This is a genomic window from Alteribacter natronophilus (assembly GCF_006007885.1).
Classification (GTDB): domain Bacteria; phylum Bacillota; class Bacilli; order Bacillales; family Salisediminibacteriaceae; genus Alteribacter; species Alteribacter natronophilus.
This window is the reverse complement of the sequence record NZ_VCRO01000001.1, coordinates 1,346,579-1,370,277: the sequence shown is the minus strand read 5'-3', so window position 1 is coordinate 1,370,277 and position 23,699 is coordinate 1,346,579. Positions and strand designations below refer to the sequence as shown.

The window sequence follows — 23,699 nt, the reverse complement described above, 5'->3', positions numbered from 1 at the left end:
GCACGGACAATCCTAAACCACTTTATAAAAACTTTTTTAATTTTTTTTTACAGGTAAGCCGGCAACCCCAGAATCAGCCCGCTTTCCAGGAAAAAGAGCGGAAGGACGCCCTCCCGCTCTGTATAACAGGCCTGTTATTTTCCCCTTCTGACCGCTTCACCAGCGAGTCCATAGAGAATCACCCAGGAAGCAAAATGTGAGCTGAAGTCAGTCTGATCCTGCTGCGGATAAACTTCAACAAAATCCATTCCGCATACTCCGCGTTTGGCAGCTTCATGAACAATGGTGAGAAGTTCATACGAAGTCAGTCCGTTTCCATCTGCCGGTCCACCCGGATTGTAGGCGTGATCGAGTACGTCGGAACAGATACTCAGATAAACGGCATCCGTCTCCTTTGCGGCTATATCATAGACTTCATTGGCAAACTTCCGGAGATCCTCAGCTTCACGGACGTCATTGACTGTAAGGGTGGTGGCACCAACCTTTTTCGCAAGCCGCCCATTTTCCGGTTTGTTTCTCGGGCCATGAATACCGAGGTGAACGAGGCTTTCGTTTCTTACTCCCTCGGTTTCATACAGTCTTGCAAACGGAGATCCCCGCCCGTACGGGTCACCGCCGGAATGCTCGTTATTGTCGTAATGGGCGTCAAGATGAATAATTCCCACCCTTTTCCCGGTCTTTTTGGTGAAGGATTCAATAATCGGGTATGTGATCCCGTGATCGCCTCCGAGAGCGATTGGGAATTTACCGCTTTCCCATACCTTTCCCGCAAACTCGGAGATTTTCTGTTTCGTGTCCTCGGGTTCTGCCGGTGTAACCGCGACGTCTCCCATATCACCGAGCTTCAGATGCTCAAACACGTCAATATGATCAAGCTCCGGGATATAACCGCTGTAGCGGCCGGATGATAACCGCATTACTTTTGGACCAAGTTCGCATCCCGTGTAATCTCCCCAGGTAACAGCTCCTTCCCAGGGTACGCCGTAGATGATGGCGTCCACTTTGTCTGCTGCCTCAGGTGACTTTACAAGGTTTTCTGCACCGAGAAAGCAGGGGGTGTTCCCGTAAATCATATCATTTGCCATATGTAAAACCTCCTTCTTATACTCTGATTTTTACATATTCCCGAAGGTATGTGTTAAAAAACCATTAGTTCTCCGTACGTAATATTATGTTTTGGTAACATCATTCTCATCCCAGGCCTTCAAAAAGGCGTATTTTGTCGAGAGGGAACGAACTGTGTGTGGACAGCTTGGAATTTATCGAAGGTGTTCTTCATTTGTCGGGAAATTAGTCAGGACAAGGATGGTATTATCACTTATACTAAGTGAAGGTAAAAAAAATAAGGGGAATAGCGATGAACACAAACTGCAAAAAAACGAAAACGATTGTTTTGCTGCTTGCTCGTAAAAAGAGAGAAATAATAAATGCTGTGTTAACAAAATTACCCTATTACCGAAAAGAAACATCAAAATTACTGTCCGTGAATTTATCAGAACTTTTCGACTCCATGCTCGGGTACATGGATAATGGGGAAACAGCCAGCCTTCCTGCATTTGGGAAAGCGGTTGCCCGGTTCAGGGAGGAAGAAAATCTGAATCTGGAAGTACTCCTTGAATCTTTCGATGAGACCAGGCAGACTGTAGCAGGCTATATTAGTGAACTGCCGCAATCAGCGGAGGAAATAAACGAATCGCTGGCCAGTCTGAATGAATTTTTTCTTGAGATTCAGCGTTATACATGGATCCATGCTGCACGTTTCAGGGATATTGAAATTGAACGGAAAGATGAGCTTCTTCATTCCCTTGAGGAAAACAGAATGGAGATTCTCGGACGGATTTCCACAAGTTTTGCCCATGAATTCCGTAATCCCCTTACTTCCATAAAAGGGTTTGTCCAGCTGCTGGAACGGAGGATTCCGGAAAATATTCAGGAAAAAGCTTATATTGATTTTATCCATCAGGAAATTCAGGGTCTTGAGGAAAATGTAGACCAGTTCCTGATGCTTTCCAATACGAAAAATCATCAGGATGAATCTGCCGGGCCGATTATGCTTCATCACCTTCTTTTATCCGTAACCGAAGCGTTCAGGCCGATTTGCTCTGAAAATGATATTCACCTTACTCTGGAAATACGGGATACCCTCGTGACGAAAGGGGCCGAGGATCAGCTCCGGCTTGCTCTGATGAAGATCGTACATAATGCAGTCGATGCTCTTATGTATGTCTCTTACGAACGGAATATTTTCATTCAGGCAAAAAGTGAGGACGATCATAACAGAATTATTGTAGAAAATAACGGGCCGAGAATTCCGGAGTATCTTCTGGAAACGATTTTTGAACCTTTTGTCAGTACAAAGGAACTGGGAAAAGGACTTGGCCTTAGTGTATGCAAGCAGGTAATTGAAAAGCATGATGGACGGCTGAACTGCACCTCAAAAGACGGAATGACTGTTTTTGAAGTATGCCTTCCGGACTACTCCGGATCGACGGTATGTTAAAAAAATGTGCGTTTCATTTTCCTCTTATGCTATGATGGAATATAGTCTGCCTCGAGAACGGAAAAATGGGTAGCACGTGTATACTGGAGTGTTGTTTTCGTGACAAAAGAATGGGAGCCGGTCGACCTGCTGCGGCATTACCGTCATGACTGGCTGAATCAAATGCAGCTGATTAAAGGAAACCTTGCACTGGGGAAAACGGAAAGAGTGGAAGCTCTTCTGGATGATATTATTCTTCAGGCAAAAAACGAAGCGAAACTTTCGAACTTAAATGGAAACAGACTGGCAGAGAAGCTGCTTACATTTAACTGGGAACCACATAATTTCCGTCTTAATTTCGAAGTGATCTCGGAGCCGGAAGGTGTGCAGGCGAAAGAAAATGAGATTCTGACCGTTTCCGGACGTTTATTCGCGTGGTTTGACCGCCAGTGCCAATCTGGTGCGGACAACCACCTTCTTTATGTTATAAACTCAGATAACGGGAATCCTGTGATTGAGTTTGACTTTCAGGGTAAACTGAACATGGATGCTTTGGAGATTGAAGAGATCGAGCAGCTGGCAGAAGGACTGCCAGGTGTGAAAATGAATGAGATCGAGCTTAGACAGCAGGAGTGCTTTATCAGAATGCACTTTTCAGACTGAGCAGGTACAGGTAAAAACAGAGGTGAAGGAAAAATGTTTGTAGATAAAGTTAATATCTATGTAAAAGCCGGAGACGGCGGAAATGGGCTTGTGGCCTACCGGCGTGAAAAATATGTACCTGACGGAGGACCAGCCGGCGGCGATGGAGGCCGTGGTGCCGACGTAATTTTTGTTGTGGACGAGGGTTTGAGAACGCTGATGGATTTTCGCTACCAGCGTCACTTTAAAGCTGAACGCGGTGAAAACGGCCGTCCTAAAAATCAGCACGGCCGCGGTGGAAAGGAAATGGTTGTACGGGTTCCGCCGGGTACCACCATCGTGGATCAGGATACAGGTAAAGTTGTAGCCGATCTGACTGATGAAGGACAGCGCCACGTTGTTGTTAAAGGCGGACGAGGCGGGCGCGGAAATTCGCGTTTTGCCACCCCTTCCAATCCTGCTCCGGAACACGCTGAAAACGGTCAGCCCGGTGAAGAGAGAAATCTGACTCTGGAGCTGAAGGTGCTTGCTGACGCAGGGCTTGTAGGTTTCCCGAGTGTGGGTAAAAGCACGCTTCTGAGCGTCGTATCTGCGGCGAGACCAAAGATCGCTGATTACCACTTTACAACCCTTGCGCCTAACCTTGGTGTGGTGGAAACGGAAGACAGCCGAAGTTTTGTTATGGCGGATCTGCCGGGGCTTATTGAGGGGGCGCACGAGGGCGTTGGTCTTGGTCATCAGTTCCTGCGCCACATTGAACGTACAAAGGTAATCGTACATGTAATTGACATGAGCGGTCTCGAAGGCCGGGATCCTGTCGAGGATTACCAGACAATCAATGAAGAGCTAAAGCAGTACAAAATGCGCCTGACCGAGCGGCCGCAGCTTGTGGTAGCCAACAAAATGGACATTCCCGAAGCGGAGGAAAACCTGAAGTTGTTCCGTGAAAAAGTCGGGGATGAAGTGGAGATCTTCCCGATTTCAGCCGTGACAAAGCAGGGTCTCCGTGACCTTCTTCATGCTGTAGCAGATAAAGTGGAGACAACTGATGAGTTTCCTCTTTACGATGAAGAAGAGAAGGAACAGCGTGTACTCTATAAGTTTGAAAAAGAGGAAGTTCCGTTTACCATTTCCCGTGATGATGACGGTGCATGGATTATTGAAGGTGCCGATATTGAGATGGCCTTTAAGATGACGGACTTCAACCGTGATGATTCGGTTCGCCGATTCGCCCGAAAAATGCGTCACATGGGTATTGATGAGGCACTTCGGGAGCGCGGAGCCGAGCATGGTGACACAGTGCGGATTATGCGTTATGAATTTGAATTTGTGGAATAAAACAGGACGAGGGCCGCTATGCTGCTGGCCCTTTTCTGTATATTTCAGGGAATTACAAAGGGCGGTGTAATATAATGAAGCGCAGAACCGATCAGTTTTATCTGGTAAGAGAGGATATGCTTCCTGAAGCGATGCTGAAGACGGTGGAAGCTAAGAAGCTTCTTGAGAGTGGCCGGGTGGAGAAGGTAAGCGAAGCGGCAAGTGAAGTAGACATGAGCCGGAGCGCTTTTTATAAATACAAGGACGGTATATTTCCTTTTCATACAATGGTGAAGGAAAAAATCATTACCCTGTCGATTCACCTTGAAGATCAGTCGGGAGCACTGTCGCGTCTTCTTGCCATCATAGCGGAAGAAGGAGGCAATGTGCTTACAATTAATCAGACGATTCCCCTACAGGGGCGTGCCACACTGACGATATCGATTGAAACAGCAGCTATGACAACAAACATTAACCGTCTCGTTCAGAAAGTGGAAGCACTTGATCCTGTGGAACGGGTGGAAGTTATCGGCTCAGGAACATAACGTAAACAAGAGGAATAGCAAAAAGGTGGCGTTTATAATCATGAAGGCTGGTTACCTCGGGCCTGCAGGCTCATTTACTCATACTGCGGTACGCTCACTCTATCCGGATGCGGCTCTGGAAGCGTACAAAACCATTCCGGATACGATTGACGGCGTGGGAAATATGAAGGTGGACGCAGCAGTCGTACCACTGGAAAATACAATTGAAGGATCGGTAAATCTGACGCTCGATTATCTGATCCATCACGAAAAGCTGCCGATTCTGAAGGAACTTACAATCCCGATCAGACAGCATCTGCTTGTACATCCTGATTCAGCTGATACCTGGCATGAGAAAGTGACAACAGTCTATTCCCATCCCCATGCCATTGCACAGTGTCATCTTTTTATCAGAAAAAATCTCCCGAACGTCCGGATTGAATATGCTCCGTCCACAGCTGCCGCTGCCGAATATGCGTCTGCCAATCCTGAAGTGGCCGCTATTGCCAATGAAGGAGCAGCCCGTCTTTACAGGCTGAGTACAGTGAGAACGGATATTAATGATTATGAAAATAACCATACACGGTTTGTTGCACTGGGTAAAAATGAAGATGTAGAAAAAATGTCCCTGCAACCAGGGGGAGAACTTAAAGTAACCGGGGCAAAGACTACCCTGGTCGTCAAACTTCCGGAAGATCACTCCGGTGCCCTTCACCAGGTACTTTCCGCATTTGCCTGGAGACGTCTGAACTTAACCAAAATAGAATCACGCCCGATGAAAACCGGGCTGGGCAATTATCTGTTTATTATCGATATCAGCAGGGAGATGGATGACATCCTGATCCCCGGTGCCATAAAAGAAATCGAAGCCCTCGGGTGCGGTGTTTCCGTGCTGGGGAGCTATCCATGTTTTTTACTTCATAGGTCCGAAGCCGCTCCCGAATAAGGAGGGGCTTTTTTGTTTACGTTCTTTTCGTAAAAATTGTTGCTATTGGTATTACTAATTTCGGAGCGGAAGGGCGCGACTCCGGCGGGGAAAGCAACAGCCGAAGACCCCGCAGGGTGTTTTTCCCGAGGAGGCTGAGGTGTTGCCCGCGGAAAGCGTCGGTCTGTAGCGTAGAAAAATAACAATCTTTCCTAAAACAGCCTTTGTTTAAAAGAAAAGCTCTGTTAAAGCTTAACGTTGATTTTTAAACTGATGGGAGCGAACGTGCGACACTCCTGCGGAAAGGGAGCGCAGTGAGCGAGAATCAACAACGAACTTTAACAGAGCCTAAAAAAGGACTGTTATAGGGTAGGGGGGAGCTGCCTTGCGTGAACGGGCAGCAATCCTGTTTATTTCCTGTAGACGCAGGAGTGGATAAAGATTGAACTCGTCCCTGTTTTAAACAATAGTCTACAATCCGTCCCCAAAACATAAAATCAGATGAAAGGGTCTGTTCGGTTTTCCGCGGTGACCATTCGCCCATGGGTGCATAGGATGGTAAAGAATATGTTTGGGAGGGATCCGGGAAGTGAAAATACACATTGTACAGAAAGGCGACACGCTCTGGAATCTGGCTCAGAAATACGGAGTGAATTTCGAAGAGCTGAAAAAAGCCAACGGCCATTTGAGCAATCCTGATCTGATCATGCCGGGAATGAAGATCAAGGTACCTTCAAATGGCGTTCAGGCAAAAAAAGAACAGCCGGTGGCGGGAGCAGCAAAAGAGCAGCCTGTAGCAGGCGCGGTAAAAGAGCAGCCTGTGGCCAAGGAAATGCCTAAGGAAAAGCCAAAAGAGGAACCGGTGCAGCCTCTGGTGGAGGAACCAGCACCGGCACCGGTTAAAGAGCCTGCAAAACCGCCTGTTAAACTCCAGCAGAAACTTAATTTTAACTTTTATAAGCAGAAAGAGGAACCGAAAAAGGAACCTGCTAAAGCAGCCGCACCTCCAAAGATGCCAAAGCCGAAGCAGGAACCAAAAGCGGCTCCAAAACAGGAACCGAAAGCACCACCAAAGCAGCAGCCGAAACAGGAACCGAAAGCCGCACCAAAACAACAGCCTAAAATGCCGGCACAAGCTATGCAGCAGCCGAAAGCTGCACCAAAGCAGCAGATGCCGAAACAGCAGCCGAAAGCCGCACCCAAACAGCAAATGCCGAAACAGCAGCCCAAACAGCAGATGCCGAAACAGCAGCCCAAATCACAGGTTGCTGGTCAGCAGGCCAAACCGAACCAAATGATGGGTGCCCAGGCTCAGCCGAACCAGATGGGTGGCCAGGTAATGGGTGCTCAGGCAAACCAGATGATGGGTGCTGGTGCCGGAGCTGTTATGGGAGCGCAGATGCAGCCGAACCAGATGATGCCGCACCAGATAATGGGAGCGCAGATGCAGCCGAATCAGATGATGCCGCACCAGGTAATGGGAGCGCAGATGCAGCCGAACCAGATGATGCCACAGCAGGTAATGGGGACGCAGATGCAGCCGAATCAGATGATGCCGCAGCAGGTAATGGGGGCGCAGATGCAGCCGAACCAGATGATGCCGCAGCAGGTAATGGGTACGCAGATGCAGCCGAACCAGATGATGCCTCAGCAGCAGGTGATGGGTCAGCAGATGCACCATGGATATTATCCAATCAGTCCTGTTATGCCGGGCTGTGCCTGTCAGCAGCCGTACTACGGAATGAATGGGCAGGTAATGGGAGCACAAATGCAGCCGAACCAGATGATGCCACAGCAGGTAATGGGAGCACAGATGGATCCGAACATGATGATGCCGCAGGTGATGGGCGCGCAGATGGATCCGAACATGATGATGCCTAATGTCATGGGTGCACAGATGCAGCCGAATATGATGATGGATGAAAGTATGCTTACTAATCACGACGAACTGATGATGGATGATGATTTCGATAACGATTTTGACGTGGAACAGCTGCAAGGCATGTATCAGCCGGGTGATATGGCTCACATGTATGGAGACCTTACCGATCACCAGTTTCAGCCTGGACAGATGGAGCAGTTTATGCATACACCGGCAGGGTTTGGTTCCTATGGCCAGGGCATGATGCGCGGAGGACACCCGGCATGGCCGATGTACTATCCTTACCAGACGCCTCAGACCAACGGAGAAAATGAAGAAAACTGATAAATACCGGAACCGGGTGCAAAGGTGCATCCGGTTTTCGGGTTACATAAAGAACTGTTGATTGCCGGTGACGGTATGTTTTTAGTCGTAAAAAAGGATGAGCTTCCTTTAAGTAACAGTCATCATTTTCCCTTCCTAACCGCATCCTAAAGGGTGAAAGGAGGGAAAAACAAATGAAAAAATGGCTATTGGGTATTTCAGCTGCTATGATGCTTACTGCAGGTCTTGCAGGGTGCGGTGGTCAAGCGGACGACCAGGAAGGCGCTCAGGGTGGTTTCTTCGCAAACCAGTCCCGTAATTATGATAATTACGGACGGGAAGATGCCGGATTCCTGAATCGCCGTCCTGGAGCCGGAGCTACCGGAAGTTTCTATGGTCAGGGTTATGGACAAAACCGTGGTCGTGAGACAGAAATGTACGGTGCAAGAGGAGCCAACTACGGCAATCCGATGACTGGATACCAGACCCGTGCCCGCGGTGGACACAAAGGAGCTGAATTCCGCAGAAAGACAACTGGATTCGGCGACCGTGCCCGCATGCTGGAACCGAATGCACAGAGACAAAACCGTGCAATGGGAACAAACGGATTTGGTGCCGGACGTGGAATTACCGGGGACAACCGTCCTGGAATGGTTGACGACAATGGTATTCTTAACCGTTTTGATCCACGGGGAAGCCGTCCTATGGGGTATGATAACCAGCAGCGCTACAACATGCGTGACAAGTCAGGCAGAATGTCCGGCCAGAACTATACCGGTTATTACAACGGAGAAGACGGACACCGTGCCCGCCGACTGTCCAACCGCATTGAGCGTATGGACGGTGTTGAAGAATGCCGTGTAATCATGAACGGCAATGATGTTATTGTTGGTCTTGAAGCAACCGGTGACAGTAAACGCACAGAGCATAACGTCAAAAAGATGATTCATCAGATGAACGATGATTATGATGTTTATGTAGCAACAGACCGTCAACACCTTGATCAGCTTCGTGCCATGGACGGCCGTCTGCGTGCAGGCGAACCGTTCGAGGAAATCGGTGCCACCTTTAACGATATGGCCCAGGACCTTGGACGTGCTGTTCAGCGCCCGTTCACACGATCCCGTTAATCACTGAATATTATGGATTGAGGCAGGTTACTCCGGTAATCTGCCTCAGCTGTTTTCCTGAAGTCCTGTAATTACGGTATGTTATAGTAAACGTAAAAAGACAGGAGGGATTAATGTGGCCGGACATTCCAAGTGGTCCAACATTAAACACCGGAAAGGGAGACAGGACGCAAAAAAAGGGAAAGTTTTTACACGCATCTCCAAGGAGATTTTTTCAGCAGTCAGGGAAGGGGGAGAGGACCCGAAAACGAATGCCAGACTGAAAGCGGCACTTATAAAAGCGAAAGAAGCGAACATGCCGAGTGAAAATGTAGACCGGACAATAAAAAAAGCAACAGGAAACCTCGAAGGAGTTACCTACGAAACAGTTACATACGAAGGCTACGGTCCACATGGTACGGCGGTATTCATTGAGGCACTGACGGATAACAGAAACCGGACTGCAGCCGAAATCAGACTGGCATTTAATAAAAACGGGGGAAACCTTGGAGAAAACGGGTGTGTCGCTTATATGTTCAAACGCATGGGCATTCTCGTTTTCGAAGATGTAAACGAACAGGCTGAGGAGCTCACTTTTGCTGCAATAGAAGCAGGCGCCGAAGACGTACACGAAACAGAAGCATCTGTTGAAGTATTCACTTCACCTGGCGAGTTTGAGAATGTCAGGCAGTTTCTTGCGGATCAGGGATTTAAGACAGATGATGCGGAAGTGGGTATGGTGCCTGACATTAAAACAGATCTCACTGAGGACCAGTCAGAAGAGGTCCTGGAACTTATTGATGTGCTGGAGGAGAATGAGGACATTCAGTCGGTATACCACAATCTATCCTGATGAACAGATCGGCGGTTAAAATTGTCCTGAATTGGCAACAATGAGTTTGACCGGACGATACCGGGGTCCGGCAGCTGACTGCATCCCGCAGCCGGCGCTCATTTTGGTTTACAGGGGGGCATTAAGATGTCTGCAACCTCAATTTATTTATTAAGACGAAAAAAACCGGGTATTCTTCCGGTCATTCTTATCGTTTTGCTGTTTGTAACTGCCGGCGTTTCTTATGCAGAAGCGGAGGAAGAAAGAACACAGAGAACGGATAACGGAGCATGGGAGGTTAACGGTCCGCAGACGGTTGATGTCGTACTGCAGAGGGTTTACCTCGATGGTGAAGTGAGCGAAGAGATCGTGGAGGAAGTCATCTGGTCCATGGAGGATTTCTGGTCTTATTACGATGAATGGCAGCTCATCGACCATGATTACGATCAGGTGATTTTCAGACAGGATGTAAATGATATTTCGCCACTTTTAAAGCTGAACGGTTATTTTGGCCTGTCACCCGACGGGATGCTGAATATCTATAACGGTAAACCGGAGGATAATGAAGTTATTCAGTCTTTCTGGCAGATTAATACAAAAGAACTCAAAAGTCACGCCCATACGGAATTAAAAAAAGGAATTCCCGTTTTTTCGAGAGACCAGTATCTGGATGTCCTTCAGATTTATGAAAAGTATGCGCTGGAGTTATGATTATAATACGAATGGGAGGGTCCCTCCAAAGGCTGATTAATACTGCCTTTCCGGGGACCTCTTTTTTCTTTGTTTCACTTTGCGGGCATACCCCAAACCGGCTGAATATGCTAAGATAGAAATATATGTTCGCATAACAGCAGGGGAGAGATACAGTGATTGAATTTGTTACCGGTAAATTAAATGATATCGATACAGAATATATTGTCATTGATGTGAACGGAATTGGCTACCTCGTTTTCTGTGCCAATCCGTTCAGTTTTCAAAAGCAGCAGGGGGAAACACTGACTGTTTATACATACCAGCACGTGAGAGAGGATGCGATCAAACTATTTGGGTTCCATAACCGGAGTGAACGCCGACTTTTTGAAAAGCTGCTCCAGGTATCCGGGATTGGGCCGAAAGGGGCACTTGCGATTCTGGCATCCGGTGCACCTGAGCGGGTTGTGCAGGCAATTGAAGAAGAAGACGAGCGTTTCCTAGTCCAGTTTCCGGGCGTGGGGAAAAAAACAGCCCGTCAGATTATTCTCGATCTGAAAGGAAAACTGCCTGAGTGGATGCCATCCCTACTGGATAAAAACGGCGATCCGGTGCCTGAGTCCGCCTATCAGAAGGAAGACAGCAGTAAAGAGCTTGATGAAGCGGTGGAAGCGCTCAAAGCTCTCGGCTATGTGGACCGTGAGATCAAGAGGGCACTGCCTAAGCTTCAGGAAAAGGATCTTACTACCGATGGATATATCAAAGAAGCGCTAAGACTGATGCTTAAAGTTTAGGATACGACCACCTTATTAAAAGGCTTCAGCAAGCTTTGTAAAGCTTACATTCAGAAAAGCAGGAGCCCTGTAAAAGAAGGGAGGAACGATTAATGGAAGAACGAATCGTCAGCGGGGAAACGCAGCGTGAAGAAGAGTGGCAGGAACTGTCCCTTCGTCCCCAGCGTCTTTCCCAGTACATCGGTCAGCAGACTGTAAAAGAAAACCTTAAAGTCTTTATCGAGGCTGCAAAAATGCGGGAAGAGTGCCTTGACCACGTCCTTCTTTACGGACCGCCGGGTCTCGGTAAAACAACGCTTGCTTCCATTATCGCCAATGAAATGGGTGTTAATCTAAGAACCACAGCTGGTCCCGCCATTGAACGCCCCGGAGACCTTGCAGCGATCCTGACAGCACTTGAACCCGGTGACGTCCTGTTTATTGATGAAATTCACCGGCTGAACCGGTCGGTTGAGGAAGTGCTCTATCCTGCAATGGAGGATTTCTGTCTCGACATTGTAATCGGAAAAGGACCATCAGCACGTTCGGTGCGGCTGGACCTGCCTCCGTTCACCCTTGTCGGGGCAACCACACGGGCCGGGATGCTGTCTGCGCCTCTGAGAGACCGGTTCGGTGTGATGAGCAGGCTTGAGTTCTATACTCAAGGGGAATTGTCCGAAATTGTTACCCGTACAGCAGATGTAATGAATGTGTCTATCGAACGCTCAGCAGGCGGTGAAATTGCCCGCAGATCACGCGGTACACCGAGAATTGCCAATCGCCTTCTCAGAAGGGTGAGGGATTTTGCCCAGGTAAGAGCCGAGGGTGAAGTGACAAAGGCCATTACTGATGAAGCACTCGAGCTGCTGCAGGTTGATCAGGAAGGGCTCGATCATATTGATCATAAACTTCTAAAAGGGATGATTGAAAAATTTAAAGGCGGCCCGGTTGGTCTTGATACGATCGCAGCAACGATTGGAGAGGAATCACATACAATCGAGGATGTGTACGAACCTTACCTGCTTCAAATCGGCTTTCTTCAGAGAACACCAAGGGGCAGGATGGTAACCCATCGTGTTTACGATCACTTTAATCTGGAGGTGCCGGGCACGTGAGCACCATACCGAAGCTTCTGATTACACTGGGTGTGATTCTGGTTATTGCAGGACTTGTATGGCAGGTAGGCGGACGGTATATTAACCTCGGCAGGCTGCCCGGAGATTTTCTGTTCAAAAACGGAAATACGACGGTTTATTTTCCTCTCATGACGTCGATTATCATCAGTATTGTCCTTTCACTTATTCTGTTTTTGTTCGGTCGTTTCAGATAGGAGAACTGAATCCGGCTGCTGCCGGGTTCAGTTTTTCCATTTCCATTGGCGCTTTGCAGCATTTTTTACTATACTGGACAGGTATGTATTTCAGCAGGTAACCAGCCTGTGCTTAACGAAAGAAAGAGGGACATAAGCGATGGATGTATCACAATTTGATTTTTCACTTCCGGAAGAACTGATCGCCCAGACACCGCTCAGGGACCGTACACAGTCCCGGCTTTTAGTGCTGGACAGGAAGACCGGCGAAATGGATCACCGGAATTTTACGGATATGCTTTCATATTTAGAGGCGGGGGACGCCCTTGTCATTAACAATACCCGTGTGATTCCGGCGCGCCTTTTAGGTGTAAAGGAAGAAACAGGGGCGAAAATTGAAGTACTTCTTCTTAAGGAAAAAGGGGAGCATACGTGGGAAGCCCTGGTGAAGCCTGCCAGGCGGCTGAAAAAAGGAACGCGTGTAAGCTTTGGTGACGGCAGACTGGTCGGTACCTGTACTGGTGAGCTTGAAGAAGGACGGCGTGATTTACAGTTCAGCTTTGACGGTATTTTTCATGAAGTACTGGACGAGCTTGGCCAGATGCCGCTTCCGCCCTACATTCAGACGCAGCTTGAGGAGAAGGAACGCTATCAGACCGTTTATGCAAAACATCGCGGTTCCGCAGCTGCGCCGACAGCCGGACTCCATTTTACTGATGAACTTCTTGAAAAAGCAGAGGAGAAAGGTGTGGAGATTGTTAACATTACCCTTCACGTTGGCCTGGGTACGTTCCGGCCGGTTTCGGTTGACGACGTTGAATCACATAAAATGCATGCGGAGTTTTACCAGATGGATGAAGGCGCAGCCGAGACACTGAACCGGGTAAAAGCAGGCGGGGGACGAATTCTGGCGGTAGGCACTACTTCTGCCAGGACCCTTGAAACGATTGCCCGTGACCACGATGGAAAACTGACAGCCTCCTCCGGCTGGACGGATATATTTATCTATCCTGGTTTTGAGTTCAGGGCGCTGGACGGACTGCTTACAAATTTCCATCTTCCGAAGTCCACGCTCGTCATGCTGGTGAGCGCGTTTGCGGGAAGAGAGAACGTACTCAGCGCCTACCGCGAAGCAGTGGAAGAGCGATACCGCTTTTTCAGTTTCGGAGATGCAATGCTGATCATCTAGTTAAACTGCAGGCAGGGAATTTGCGTGCAGTGACTGTAAAGAAGTTAAAAGGATTTACAGCCCGGGCCACGGCAGGGTCCGGACAGGAAAAACAGAGGGAAGTGACACACAATGCCAGCAGTAACGTATGAACATATAAAAACGTGCCGCCAGTCCGGTGCCCGGCTTGGCCGCGTTCACACACCACACGGGTCTTTTGAAACCCCCGTGTTTATGCCCGTGGGTACTCTTGCCACAGTTAAAACAATGAGTCCGGAGGAACTGAAGGAGCTGGGCTCCGAAATTATCCTCAGCAATACGTATCATCTCTGGCTCCGGCCCGGCCATGAAATTATTGAGGAGGCGGGCGGCCTTCATTCCTTTATGAACTGGGACCGGCCAATCCTCACTGATTCCGGCGGGTTCCAGGTTTTCAGCCTGAGCGACATGCGTAAGATTACCGAAGAAGGCGTCGAGTTCAGAAACCACCTTAGTGGGGAAAAACTGTTTCTTTCTCCTGAAGGATCCATGGATATTCAGAACGCACTCGGTCCCGATATTATGATGGCCTTTGATGAATGCCCGCCGTATCCGGCAGAGCACGACTATATGAAGGCGTCCGTGGAGCGTACGACCCGGTGGGCAGAGCGCTGCCTTAAAGCACACAAACGCCCTGAAGACCAGGGGCTGTTCGGCATCGTACAGGGCGGGGAATATGAGGATCTGCGCCGCCAGAGTGCAGAAGATCTTGTCAGTATGGACTTTCCTGGCTACGCCATCGGAGGCCTCAGTGTAGGAGAGCCGAAAGATGTCATGAACCGTGCTCTCGAGTTCACGACTCCCCTTCTCCCTGAAAACAAACCCCGCTATCTTATGGGCGTCGGTTCACCCGATTCCCTTATTGACGGAGCAATCCGCGGGGTCGACATGTTTGACTGTGTGCTGCCGACTCGAATTGCAAGAAACGGCACCCTCATGACAAGTGAGGGACGACTCGTTGTCCGTAACGCCAAATATGCACGGGACCTCAGGCCCCTTGATGAAAACTGTGACTGCCATGTATGCCGCAACTATACTCGCGCCTACATCCGCCACCTTGTCAAGTGCAACGAGACTTTCGGATTCAGGCTGACTTCCTATCATAACCTTCATTTTCTGGTAAAGCTGATGGAAAATGTTCGTCAGGCAATCCGGGAAGACCGTCTGCTTGACTTTAAAGAGGATTTTTTCGAGCAGTACGGCTTCAATAAAAAGGATGCGAAGAACTTCTAGGAACGGCAGTGAAGGGGAACAACTTTTGGGTTTCAGTGGATGGTAATTTACTTAAAAAATTCCTGAAACTGGATCACCCTGCAGTTTTATTTACAAACTTTCTGCAGGTTTTCAATTTTTAATTGATTTTCAGTCAAAACATTGTCTACAATAGTACCGGAGAGTCAACACTTGTTAACAGAGGAAATTTGTACGTATTCCTTACAGACAGAGAAAGTGAACGGATGGTATTCGTTGAAAGGGGTGAAAAACAGATGGACATGTTAGGGGCACTCGTACCTTTACTATTAATGTTTGCGATCTTTTACTTTCTTCTGATCCGCCCGCAGCAGAAGCGGCAGAAGAAGATTCAGCAGATGCATTCCTCTCTTGAAAAGGGAGATAAAATCATCACGATTGGCGGACTTCACGGCACAATCGATGCGATTGATGACGACCGCATCATCGTAGCGGTGGACAACGGCAACAAGCTGACGTTCGACCGCCAGGCGGTTCGTGACGTTACAAACCGTGACTGATAAACACAAAGAGAATGGCCCTCACTTTGAGTGAGAGCCATTTTTTTATGGGATTTTAATTGTCGCTGCTGTGGGCAGAGCTTCAGCTGACCCGGAGAGCAGTCATTTGTTTCCACCGACCATATTCACCCCGAGAATACCACCGAGTACCGAAGCGCCTGTGTATCCGGCATGCATGAGTGTCTGCTGCATATCAAAGAGCTGATTGTAACCCAGGAACTGGACGAGAAATATAACAGCTGTGTAAAGAACTGCTGTGGCAGCACCTGCGATCCATCCTTTGTGTTTTGCCTTTCCGCCGGAAATAAATCCGCCGATAAACATTGCCAGAAATGAAAAGAGTATCAGGAACCAGGCAAAAGACCCCTCATCCATCGACGTGAACCTCAATATAAATGAAACGATGAGACTGGCTGAAAGGACGAGGATGAGGATGGCTAAAATGCCATATAGTGCGCTTGAAAATAATTGCCGCTGAGCCATTATACGGATGACCTCCCTGTTTAAAAACGTGGTTTTAGTAATGCGTATTCAGCTCGTACAGAAAATAGACGGGCATTTTTAAGCCTGGCATGTTTGTCCCCTTCACCTCATAGAGATGTACGGAGGAAAAGGAGGGCTGTCCGTATGGCGCTGGTGTTGACAATCCTGATTTTTGTAGTCAGCTATATGTTTATTATCAGTGAAAAATACAATCGTGCGCTCGTTGCCTGCCTCGGTGGCGTGGCGATGCTTTTTGCCGGCGTACTGGATCTGAATACAGCTTTTATTGAGCATATCGACTGGCATACGATTGTGCTCCTTTTATCCATGATGATTCTCGTTTCCATCACGAGTCAGAGCGGGTTTTTTGAATATGTTGCGATTTCACTGGCCCGCACTGTGAAAGGAAAACCGCTTCCGCTTCTTCTTGTAATCTCAACCCTGACAGCAGCAGGATCGGCCTTTCTGAACAACGTTACAACCGTACTTCTTATCGTTCCAATTGTTTTTACTCTCACAAAACTTCTGCAGATTTCAGCAATTCCTTATCTGCTGGCGACCATTCTTGCTTCCAACATTGGAGGTACAGCGACGCTCATAGGTGATCCACCGAACCTGATGATCGGCCAGGCAGTGGAGCATCTTACATTCAATGCGTTTCTTGTGCATCTGGGACCGGTAGTGCTTTTCATCTTTTTTGTCATTATGGCCTGGGTAACATTTTTGTACCGGGGGCAGCTTCACGTCTCTACAGAACAGCGTAGAGCCCTGATGGATCTCAATCCAAAAGACTATCTGAGGAACAGGGACCTTCTCGTTAAATCTGTACTCGTTCTGATCCTGACAACCACCGGTTTTCTTCTCCAGCCGCTGCTGAACGTTGAACTGACGAGTATTGCCATGGCCGGTGCGCTTCTGCTCATGTTTCTGACCCACGAGGAACAGCAGACAGAAGAAGTTTTCCAGGCGATTGAATGGGTGACGCTCTTTTTCTTTGTCGGTCTGTTTATGCTCGTTGGCGGTCTGAAAGAGGTGGGGATCATCGACCAGATTGCTGTCAGCATTTTTGCCTATACAGAAGGGGACCTGCCTAAAACGGCGATGCTCATTCTGTGGGTATCAGGTGTTCTTTCGGGATTTGTGGACAATATACCGTTTGTGGCAGCTATGATTCCGGTGATCCTCGAGTTCCAGGAGCTTGGTATGACCAATCTTGACCCTCTATGGTGGGCCCTTGCACTTGGTGCCTGTCTCGGCGGGAATGGTACCCTCATTGGAGCAAGCTCAAATGTCATTGTGGCCGGGATGGCTGTAAAAGCAAGACAGCCGTTCAGTTACGTGGACTTCCTGAAAATCGGCGGTCCGGCAGCAATCATATCGTTTGTGATTTCAAGCTTTTACATCTATTTCAGGTATCTGATTCATATGTAGCGCCAGGCCGCCTCTTCCGGGAGGGCGGCCTTTTCCAGTTGCCGGGACTTAAGAAGGTGATGAAGACAGCTGGATCGTCCGTTCGGCAGCGAGGGATGCTTTTCAGTTTCCAACTATTACAACGGGAAAAAGGCCCTGCTCAGGCAACACTAGGACAAAGGACATCAGCGAGGAGTGAGGGATGTGGAACTGGGAACAATCGCATTCAGGACGATCGTTATTTACTTTGTCGTCATTCTCGTTCTGCGCTTGATGGGGAAAAAGGAGCTCAGCCAGCTCTCGATTGTGGACTTTGTTGTTGCCATCATGATTGCAGAACTGGCTGCAGTCTCCATTTGGAATGCATCGGTGCCCATGGCGGGCCAGATCCTCCCCATGGTCATTCTTATGATCATACAGATTACACTCGCTTTTATTTCCCTTAAAAGCAGCAGAATCCGGAAATTGATAGATGGAAAACCTTCCGTACTTATCAACAGAGGGGAAATCGATGCAGAAGAAATGAGAAAGCAGCGATACAGTATTGACGATCTCCTTGTACAGCTCAGGCAGAAAAACGTGGAGACGCCGTCGGATGTGGAATTTGCCTTTCTGGAGCCATCAGGAAACCTGTCAATTATTAAAAAGCGAAGACACGAAAAGAAGACGACGCCCCTGCCGCTGCCTCTTGTAATGAATGGAAAAGTGCAGGAAGAGCACCTGCAAAAAATGAACCGGACCCCGCTCTGGCTCAGACAGCAGCTCAGGAAACTCGGTTACAGGGATATTAGAAAAATCTCCTGCTGTATGATGACGGGGGAAAACCAGTTTTATATCGACGAAAAAAAAGAACACTGATCCCCTCTGCTGCTAGAGCGGGATACAGTGTTCTTCTTATCTGTTTTAAGCAGGGTTTCTCTTTCGATTACTGAGAGAGGGCAGATCACCAATACCCGTTTAAAAGTACTTTCCGATCAGCGGCAGGCGCTTAGCTTCCTCCCGCTTGATCAGCCCGAGTATAAACAGGGCAATCACGTAAACCACAAGGGTAATTGTAATCTGCAGAAGCGTCGTCCACACAAGTCCTGCCGGAATGTGGACATATTCCAGAGAGAGCCAGGCGGCAGCGGCCGCGGCCGCAATGGCAGCGGCTGTCCTGATCCACGCTTTTACGTCAATCGTAAAACTGATCGTTTTTACCAGTGTTGCAAAATGCAGAAGTGTGACGAGAATAAATCCCGTAACGATGGCAAGCGCCGCTCCCATGATCCCGAGTTCGGGGCGGGAGGCGAGAACGAAGATAAGGACGATTTTTACTACTGCACCAACAAGACTGTTAACCATTGCCGCCTTCGCCAGATTGAGAGCCTGGAGAGCAGCCTGGAGAGGCCCCTGAAAGTAGAGGAAAATACTGAATGGAGCCATTATAACGACATACACCGCAACTTCCGGCGCGTTGTACATGAGAGTCATGATCGGTTCGGCAAACATATAGAGAAGAACAGCGGAGCCGGCACCCGACACAAGGGCGAGCCGGAGAGCCTGACCCAGACGGTGATGAATAATCCCGTACTGCTTCCTCGATGCTGCTTCGCTTATGGCAGGCACAAGGGAGACGCTGAGGGAGTACGTAATAAAAGTCGGAAGCAGCAGCAGAGGAATTACGAACCCGGCAAGCTCACCGTACTGGGCGGTGGCAACTGCAGTTGCCACACCGGCAATCGCAAGACTCTGCGCGACGACGATCGGTTCAAAGAAAAACGAAACGCTGCCGATCAGACGGCTTCCGGTTGTCGGAAGGGCAATTCCCATAAGACTGTTAAATGTTTCGCGTCCATTACGTACATAACTGAAAAACTGCCTGCGGACTTTGAATTTTTTCCTGCGCTTAAACTGAAATATCATGTAGATTAGTGAAGCCAGTTCACCGATCACCACGCTGATCATTGCTCCTGCCGCTGCATACTCAATGCCGTAGGGAAGAAATGCCATAGTAAACGTTGCGACAAGGGTAATCCTGACAACCTGCTCAATCACCTGTGAGTAGGCTGTAGGTTTCATATTCTGCAGCCCCTGGAAGTAGCCGCGCAGCACGGAGGAAACAGCAACAACAGGGACGATAGGCGCGATGGCCACAAGGGGATAGAACGCTCTGGCATCGGTGAGAAGCGTGCGTGAAATCAGTGGTGCCCCGATAATCATTGCTGTTGTAAAGATAACGCTCAGAACGGCTGTTACACTTATTGAAACCACCAGAATTTTTTTGATACGGGCCCGGTCTCCGTCGGCATCCGCTTCTGCAACCAGTTTGGAGATCGCCACAGGAAGCCCGAGCTGGGTGAGTGTGATCACGAGCAGCAGAGTCGGGACAGCCATCATGTAGAGCCCCACACCTTCCGCCCCCATGATTCTGGCTACAACGATCTTATTTACAAATCCGAGAATGCGGGTAATGAGCCCGGCGATGATCAGGATAAATGCTCCTTTTAAAAATGACTGCTTTGTCATGAAAAGCCCCTGCCTTTTTAGAAGACTTGTGACTGCCCGCCAAAGAGAAAGCTTGTCTGTTCGGCTGAAATAGACAGTCATTTTTTAAAGCTTTTTTTCCGTGTGTTATAGATTTTTTTCTTAAAGATGTATATGCTGAATGGGGGGCCGGGCATGACAAGTTACGGGGATTGTCCGGTTCAGGAGTGAGTTACATAAAAGGAGCGACAGGCATTGAAAGAAAGACTACAGGAATTTTTTCTAGAGAATTTTTCATTTTTACCACCGGAACTTCTTGTCGTACTCGTATCGGCAATGCCGATCCTCGAGCTTCGCGGCGGGATTCCAATGGCGCTTTTACTGGGCCTTGCCTGGTATGAAGCGATGATTTACGCCATGATCGGCAACCTGCTTCCGATTCTGCCGATTCTGATTTTATTCAGGCCGATCAGTCAGTTCATGATGCGGTTTGCCTTTTATAAGCGGTTTTACGACTGGCTCTATAAACGGACGATGAGCAAGAGTGAAAAAGTGGAGAAATACGGGGCCCTCGGCCTTATTTTATTTACAGCGGTTCCCCTTCCGACGACAGGAGCCTACTCGGCGTCACTTGCGGCTATCCTGTTTTTCATTCCGACGAAGCTGGCGTTTGCCGCCATCAGTTTCGGGGTGCTTATTGCAGGGGTTGGCGTGACGCTGTTTACCTACGGATTCTTTGGATAACAATGGAAAGGAGAGAGGTTCATGGCAAATACGAACTTTGACGCGTGGAAAGAAGAGCTTATGCCGGCACTCGAGAGCAAGGCGGAGGAGTGGCAGATGCTCGGGTATGAAAGAGTGACGGTAGAGGATGTCTGGCAGTGTGTCACCGTAAAGTGGCAGAAGGACATCAAGCGGGGCGATCTTGAAGAGCCGTTCCGCATCCACAGGTTACTCGGGGATGTGATGAGTCTCAATTCTTCGGAGTACATGAATTTCCTGACCGTGGAAGCATACAAGGAGCCGGATTATTTCAGAGGTGACGAAGATGCACCGCAGAGTCTGGATGAGATGAACCTGGACGGACTTACGAAAAAGTAACACGGATTGACTGGTTTTTTTCAGCTGGCTATAATGGGAATATTGGGTAAATGCCGGATGTTACAGGGTTAATGTTCCGTTAAGCAGCAATTAGGGCAGCGGGCCCCGCAGAGGAATTCTCCCGGGGAGCTGACATCCCGCCTGCAGCGGATTTAATTTTGTACATGTGACAGCAGCGGCTTGGCACATAAGGAGGATGTGGGGTCATGAAAAATAAAAAAAGAGGCGTTAAGAAGTGGCGGATTGCGGTTTTCTTCCTCATCGTTTCGTTTTTTGCCGGACTCATCGCAGTCAATGTAACAGATCACGCAGAAGACATCAGTCTGGGACTTGACTTGCAGGGCGGTTTTGAAGTTCTGTATGAAGTTACGCCGATTGATGAGAGTCAGGAAGTGGACCGGGATCTGTTGACCGACACAGTTGCGGCGATTAACGCCCGGATTGACGTGCTCGGGGTATCCGAGCCGAACGTAAGAATTGAAGGGGAGGACAGAATTCGCGTCCAGCTGGCAGGTGTAACGGATCAGCAGACTGCACGTGAACTTCTTTCCACTGAAGCAAGGCTCAGTCTCCGGGATGTAGAGGACAACCTGCTCCTTGATGGATCGGATTTTGTTGAAGGAGGGGCGAGTCCGAATTTCCACGCAGAGACAAACCGTCCAATTGTAAGTATCACCCTTCGCGATGCAAACCAGATGGCGGAAGTCTCCCAGCAGGTTATGGAGTACGATCCTCCTGATAATGTTATGGCAATCTGGCTTGACTATGAGGAAGGCGATACGTTTGCGGAGGAGATAAACAAAGAAGATTCCAAGATCGTTTCCGCTCCCAGTGTCAACCGGACACTCAGAACAACGGATATTATGATTGAAAGCCAGACGTTTACGGTGGAGGAAACCCGGCATCTTGCGGGGATTCTGAATGCAGGTGCCCTGCCGGTGCAGCTGGATGAAGTTTATTCCAACTCCGTTGGGGCTTCACTTGGGGAACGGGCGATGGACCTTGCTGTTACGGCAGGCTTTATCGGGGTAGCCCTGATTTTTGCATACATGCTCCTCTACTATAGGTTTATGGGGATCATGGCCGTTATTACGCTCAGCGTCTACATCTATTTTGTGCTTGTGGTGTTTAACTGGATGAATGCCGTTCTGACGCTGCCGGGAATTGCCGCCCTGATTCTCGGGGTTGGTATGGCGGTTGACGCAAACATCATTACCTATGAACGGATCAAGGACGAGCTGCGCTCCGGAAAGTCAATGATGAGTGCCTTTAAATCAGGAAGCCGACGCTCTTTGTCCACGATTCTGGATGCGAACATTACTACGATTCTTGCAGCAGGAGTGCTGTTCTACTACGGTAACAGTGCCGTACAGGGCTTTGCGGTCATGCTGATCACAAGTATTCTTGTAAGCTTTATTACGGCAGTATACGGCTCAAGACTGCTGCTCGGTCTGTGGGTGAACAGCCGGATTCTGAATAAGAAGCCGAAGCTGTTCGGTGTGAAGGAGAGTGAAATCAGTGAACTTTAATCATGAGACAACAAAACTGGATTTTGTTAGACATCGAAAGAAGTTTTTCACCTTTTCAGCAGTACTGATTTCAGTGGGAATCATCCTTCTTTCTACACTTGGACTTAACCTTGGTATTGACTTCAGCAGTGGAACGACAATGGACGTTCTCGCCGATGAAACGGTGACCGAGGAAGAAATTGCAGACCAATTTGCAGCTATCGGACTGGAACCGGATGATATCACACTTGCCGGTGATGAAAACGACGTGGGGCGTGCAGTCTTTATCGGGGTTCTTTCCCAGGAGGAGACGCTCGAAGCCCAGCGCCATTTTGAAGAAGTGTACGGCAATGTGCCGACGGTCAGCAGTGTTACGCCCATTGTCGGCCAGGAACTTGCCATGAACGCTTTGATCAGTGTATTGATTGCAGCAGTCGGGATCATTATTTATGTAACCATCCGCTTTCAGCTGCTTTACGGGCTTGCAGCGATTATTGCTCTTTTCCACGACGCCCTGTTTATCCTGGCGATCTTCAGTATCATCCAGTGGGAGGTTAATATCCCGTTCATTGCGGCGGTTCTGACGATTATCGGTTATTCGATTAACGATACGATCGTCACGTTTGACCGTATTCGGGAAAACATGAAGCTGGAAGAGCGAGTTAAAACGTTTGAAGATGTGGCGCGCGTAGTAAACAAGAGTCTTATTCAGACGCTGGCCCGCTCAATAAATACAGTGCTGACAGTTGTATTTGCGGCAGGTGCTCTTCTCATCTTCGGTGGAGAAGCGATCCGCACATTCTCCCTTGCTCTTGTGATCGGGCTCGTGGCCGGAACGTATTCTTCTCTCTTCATTGCAGCGCAGCTCTGGGCTGTTATGAAAGGACGCCAGCTTAAGAAAGCGAAGTTTAACTCCAAAGATGTTCAGGAAAGTGAAGCATAGTTTTTATCGAAAGCCTGTCCGGTCCGCATACCCGGCAGGCTTTCT

24 protein-coding genes are annotated in these 23,699 nt (G+C 48.7%); 21 read left to right on the top strand and 3 right to left on the bottom strand.

Going from position 1 to position 23,699, the window contains the following annotated elements:
- Positions 1-134: 134 nt before the first annotated feature.
- A complete protein-coding gene (locus FGB90_RS06895) occupies positions 135-1,085 on the bottom strand; it encodes an agmatinase family protein (protein ID WP_138809803.1) in 951 nt (316 codons plus the stop codon).
- 398 nt (positions 1,086-1,483) lie between these two features.
- Here FGB90_RS06895 and FGB90_RS06890 point away from each other — a divergent pair, with 398 nt between their 5' ends.
- The 15 genes from FGB90_RS06890 (at position 1,484) to yajC (ending at position 15,743) form a co-directional block, all read left to right on the top strand.
- Positions 1,484-2,500 (top strand): ATP-binding protein, encoded by a 1,017-nt coding sequence (locus FGB90_RS06890; RefSeq protein ID WP_171051729.1) that lies wholly within the window; start codon positions 1,484-1,486, stop codon positions 2,498-2,500.
- A gap of 99 nt (positions 2,501-2,599) precedes the next feature.
- The gene (locus FGB90_RS06885; RefSeq protein ID WP_138809799.1) at positions 2,600-3,142 is read left to right on the top strand and encodes a Spo0B C-terminal domain-containing protein; all 543 of its coding nucleotides are present in this window, start codon (positions 2,600-2,602) and stop codon (positions 3,140-3,142) included.
- Positions 3,143-3,175: 33 nt separating this feature from the next.
- Positions 3,176-4,459 (top strand): GTPase ObgE, encoded by a 1,284-nt coding sequence (obgE, locus tag FGB90_RS06880; protein ID WP_138809797.1) that lies wholly within the window; start codon positions 3,176-3,178, stop codon positions 4,457-4,459.
- Positions 4,460-4,533: 74 nt separating this feature from the next.
- Positions 4,534-4,983: an ACT domain-containing protein gene (locus tag FGB90_RS06875; RefSeq protein ID WP_138809795.1), complete on the top strand. Its 450-nt coding sequence runs from the start codon at positions 4,534-4,536 to the stop codon at positions 4,981-4,983.
- Positions 4,984-5,023: 40 nt separating this feature from the next.
- Positions 5,024-5,908, top strand: coding sequence for a prephenate dehydratase (gene pheA / locus FGB90_RS06870; protein WP_138809793.1), 885 nt, complete (start codon positions 5,024-5,026; stop codon positions 5,906-5,908).
- Positions 5,909-6,476: 568 nt separating this feature from the next.
- A complete protein-coding gene (locus FGB90_RS20205; protein ID WP_210237227.1) occupies positions 6,477-8,093 on the top strand; it encodes a LysM peptidoglycan-binding domain-containing protein in 1,617 nt (538 codons plus the stop codon).
- Between the two features lie 173 nt (positions 8,094-8,266).
- Entirely contained in the window at positions 8,267-9,202 is a 936-nt protein-coding gene (locus FGB90_RS06860; protein ID WP_138809791.1) for a YhcN/YlaJ family sporulation lipoprotein, read from the top strand.
- Positions 9,203-9,317: 115 nt separating this feature from the next.
- Positions 9,318-10,034, top strand: a complete 717-nt coding sequence (locus FGB90_RS06855; RefSeq protein WP_138809790.1) for a YebC/PmpR family DNA-binding transcriptional regulator — start codon at positions 9,318-9,320, stop codon at positions 10,032-10,034.
- 126 nt (positions 10,035-10,160) lie between these two features.
- Positions 10,161-10,724 carry a BofC C-terminal domain-containing protein gene (locus tag FGB90_RS06850; RefSeq protein WP_138809789.1) on the top strand — a complete coding sequence of 188 codons (564 nt, stop codon included), beginning with the start codon at positions 10,161-10,163 and terminating at the stop codon, positions 10,722-10,724.
- Positions 10,725-10,879: 155 nt separating this feature from the next.
- Positions 10,880-11,497 carry a Holliday junction branch migration protein RuvA gene (ruvA, locus tag FGB90_RS06845; RefSeq protein ID WP_138809787.1) on the top strand — a complete coding sequence of 206 codons (618 nt, stop codon included), beginning with the start codon at positions 10,880-10,882 and terminating at the stop codon, positions 11,495-11,497.
- Between the two features lie 92 nt (positions 11,498-11,589).
- Positions 11,590-12,591, top strand: a complete 1,002-nt coding sequence (gene ruvB / locus FGB90_RS06840; protein ID WP_138809785.1) for a Holliday junction branch migration DNA helicase RuvB — start codon at positions 11,590-11,592, stop codon at positions 12,589-12,591.
- On the top strand, positions 12,588-12,806 hold the full coding sequence (locus FGB90_RS06835) for a DUF2905 domain-containing protein (protein WP_138809783.1): 219 nt from the start codon (positions 12,588-12,590) through the stop codon (positions 12,804-12,806). Before ruvB ends, FGB90_RS06835 begins: the two co-directional genes overlap by 4 nt.
- Positions 12,807-12,945: 139 nt before the next feature.
- The gene (queA, locus tag FGB90_RS06830; protein ID WP_138809781.1) at positions 12,946-13,974 is read left to right on the top strand and encodes a tRNA preQ1(34) S-adenosylmethionine ribosyltransferase-isomerase QueA; all 1,029 of its coding nucleotides are present in this window, start codon (positions 12,946-12,948) and stop codon (positions 13,972-13,974) included.
- A 111-nt stretch (positions 13,975-14,085) separates the two neighbouring features.
- Positions 14,086-15,225 (top strand): tRNA guanosine(34) transglycosylase Tgt, encoded by a 1,140-nt coding sequence (gene tgt, locus FGB90_RS06825; protein ID WP_138809779.1) that lies wholly within the window; start codon positions 14,086-14,088, stop codon positions 15,223-15,225.
- Between the two features lie 254 nt (positions 15,226-15,479).
- Entirely contained in the window at positions 15,480-15,743 is a 264-nt protein-coding gene (gene yajC, locus FGB90_RS06820; RefSeq protein ID WP_138809777.1) for a preprotein translocase subunit YajC, read from the top strand.
- Positions 15,744-15,845: 102 nt separating this feature from the next.
- On the opposite strand, the gene FGB90_RS06815 is transcribed toward yajC, so the two are convergent.
- A complete protein-coding gene (locus FGB90_RS06815; RefSeq protein WP_138809775.1) occupies positions 15,846-16,226 on the bottom strand; it encodes a TIGR04086 family membrane protein in 381 nt (126 codons plus the stop codon).
- A gap of 144 nt (positions 16,227-16,370) precedes the next feature.
- Here FGB90_RS06815 and FGB90_RS06810 point away from each other — a divergent pair, with 144 nt between their 5' ends.
- Positions 16,371-17,657: an ArsB/NhaD family transporter gene (locus FGB90_RS06810; RefSeq protein WP_138809773.1), complete on the top strand. Its 1,287-nt coding sequence runs from the start codon at positions 16,371-16,373 to the stop codon at positions 17,655-17,657.
- 183 nt (positions 17,658-17,840) lie between these two features.
- Positions 17,841-18,494, top strand: coding sequence for a DUF421 domain-containing protein (locus FGB90_RS06805; protein ID WP_246056071.1), 654 nt, complete (start codon positions 17,841-17,843; stop codon positions 18,492-18,494).
- 99 nt (positions 18,495-18,593) lie between these two features.
- Here the strand turns inward: FGB90_RS06805 and spoVB are convergent, their stop codons facing one another.
- Positions 18,594-20,144, bottom strand: coding sequence for a stage V sporulation protein B (gene spoVB / locus FGB90_RS06800; RefSeq protein ID WP_138809771.1), 1,551 nt, complete (start codon positions 20,142-20,144; stop codon positions 18,594-18,596).
- Between the two features lie 213 nt (positions 20,145-20,357).
- Between spoVB and FGB90_RS06795 the strand changes: the two genes are divergently transcribed.
- The 4 genes from FGB90_RS06795 to secF all read left to right on the top strand — a co-directional run bounded on the left by FGB90_RS06795 (position 20,358) and on the right by secF (position 23,654).
- Positions 20,358-20,846, top strand: coding sequence for a COG2426 family protein (locus FGB90_RS06795; RefSeq protein WP_246056070.1), 489 nt, complete (start codon positions 20,358-20,360; stop codon positions 20,844-20,846).
- A gap of 21 nt (positions 20,847-20,867) precedes the next feature.
- Positions 20,868-21,203, top strand: a complete 336-nt coding sequence (locus tag FGB90_RS06790; RefSeq protein WP_138809769.1) for a post-transcriptional regulator — start codon at positions 20,868-20,870, stop codon at positions 21,201-21,203.
- 206 nt (positions 21,204-21,409) lie between these two features.
- Positions 21,410-22,732 (top strand): protein translocase subunit SecD, encoded by a 1,323-nt coding sequence (gene secD, locus FGB90_RS06785; protein ID WP_138809767.1) that lies wholly within the window; start codon positions 21,410-21,412, stop codon positions 22,730-22,732.
- A complete protein-coding gene (secF, locus tag FGB90_RS06780; protein WP_138809765.1) occupies positions 22,722-23,654 on the top strand; it encodes a protein translocase subunit SecF in 933 nt (310 codons plus the stop codon). The genes secD and secF overlap by 11 nt, the downstream gene beginning before the upstream one ends.
- Positions 23,655-23,699 lie beyond the last annotated feature (45 nt).

Excerpts from the sequence above, each read along its gene's own strand:
- FGB90_RS06895 (WP_138809803.1), bottom strand. The coding sequence starts at position 1,085 with ATGGCAAATGATATGATTTACGGGAACACCCCCTGCTTTCTCGGTGCA.
- obgE (WP_138809797.1), top strand. The coding sequence starts at position 3,176 with ATGTTTGTAGATAAAGTTAATATCTATGTAAAAGCCGGAGACGGCGGA.
- FGB90_RS06875 (WP_138809795.1), top strand. The coding sequence starts at position 4,534 with ATGAAGCGCAGAACCGATCAGTTTTATCTGGTAAGAGAGGATATGCTT.
- pheA (WP_138809793.1), top strand. The coding sequence starts at position 5,024 with ATGAAGGCTGGTTACCTCGGGCCTGCAGGCTCATTTACTCATACTGCG.
- FGB90_RS06860 (WP_138809791.1), top strand. The coding sequence starts at position 8,267 with ATGAAAAAATGGCTATTGGGTATTTCAGCTGCTATGATGCTTACTGCA.
- FGB90_RS06850 (WP_138809789.1), top strand. The coding sequence starts at position 10,161 with ATGTCTGCAACCTCAATTTATTTATTAAGACGAAAAAAACCGGGTATT.
- ruvB (WP_138809785.1), top strand. The coding sequence starts at position 11,590 with ATGGAAGAACGAATCGTCAGCGGGGAAACGCAGCGTGAAGAAGAGTGG.
- queA (WP_138809781.1), top strand. The coding sequence starts at position 12,946 with ATGGATGTATCACAATTTGATTTTTCACTTCCGGAAGAACTGATCGCC.
- tgt (WP_138809779.1), top strand. The coding sequence starts at position 14,086 with ATGCCAGCAGTAACGTATGAACATATAAAAACGTGCCGCCAGTCCGGT.
- yajC (WP_138809777.1), top strand. The coding sequence starts at position 15,480 with ATGGACATGTTAGGGGCACTCGTACCTTTACTATTAATGTTTGCGATC.
- FGB90_RS06815 (WP_138809775.1), bottom strand. The coding sequence starts at position 16,226 with ATGGCTCAGCGGCAATTATTTTCAAGCGCACTATATGGCATTTTAGCC.
- FGB90_RS06810 (WP_138809773.1), top strand. The coding sequence starts at position 16,371 with ATGGCGCTGGTGTTGACAATCCTGATTTTTGTAGTCAGCTATATGTTT.
- spoVB (WP_138809771.1), bottom strand. The coding sequence starts at position 20,144 with ATGACAAAGCAGTCATTTTTAAAAGGAGCATTTATCCTGATCATCGCC.
- FGB90_RS06790 (WP_138809769.1), top strand. The coding sequence starts at position 20,868 with ATGGCAAATACGAACTTTGACGCGTGGAAAGAAGAGCTTATGCCGGCA.
- secD (WP_138809767.1), top strand. The coding sequence starts at position 21,410 with ATGAAAAATAAAAAAAGAGGCGTTAAGAAGTGGCGGATTGCGGTTTTC.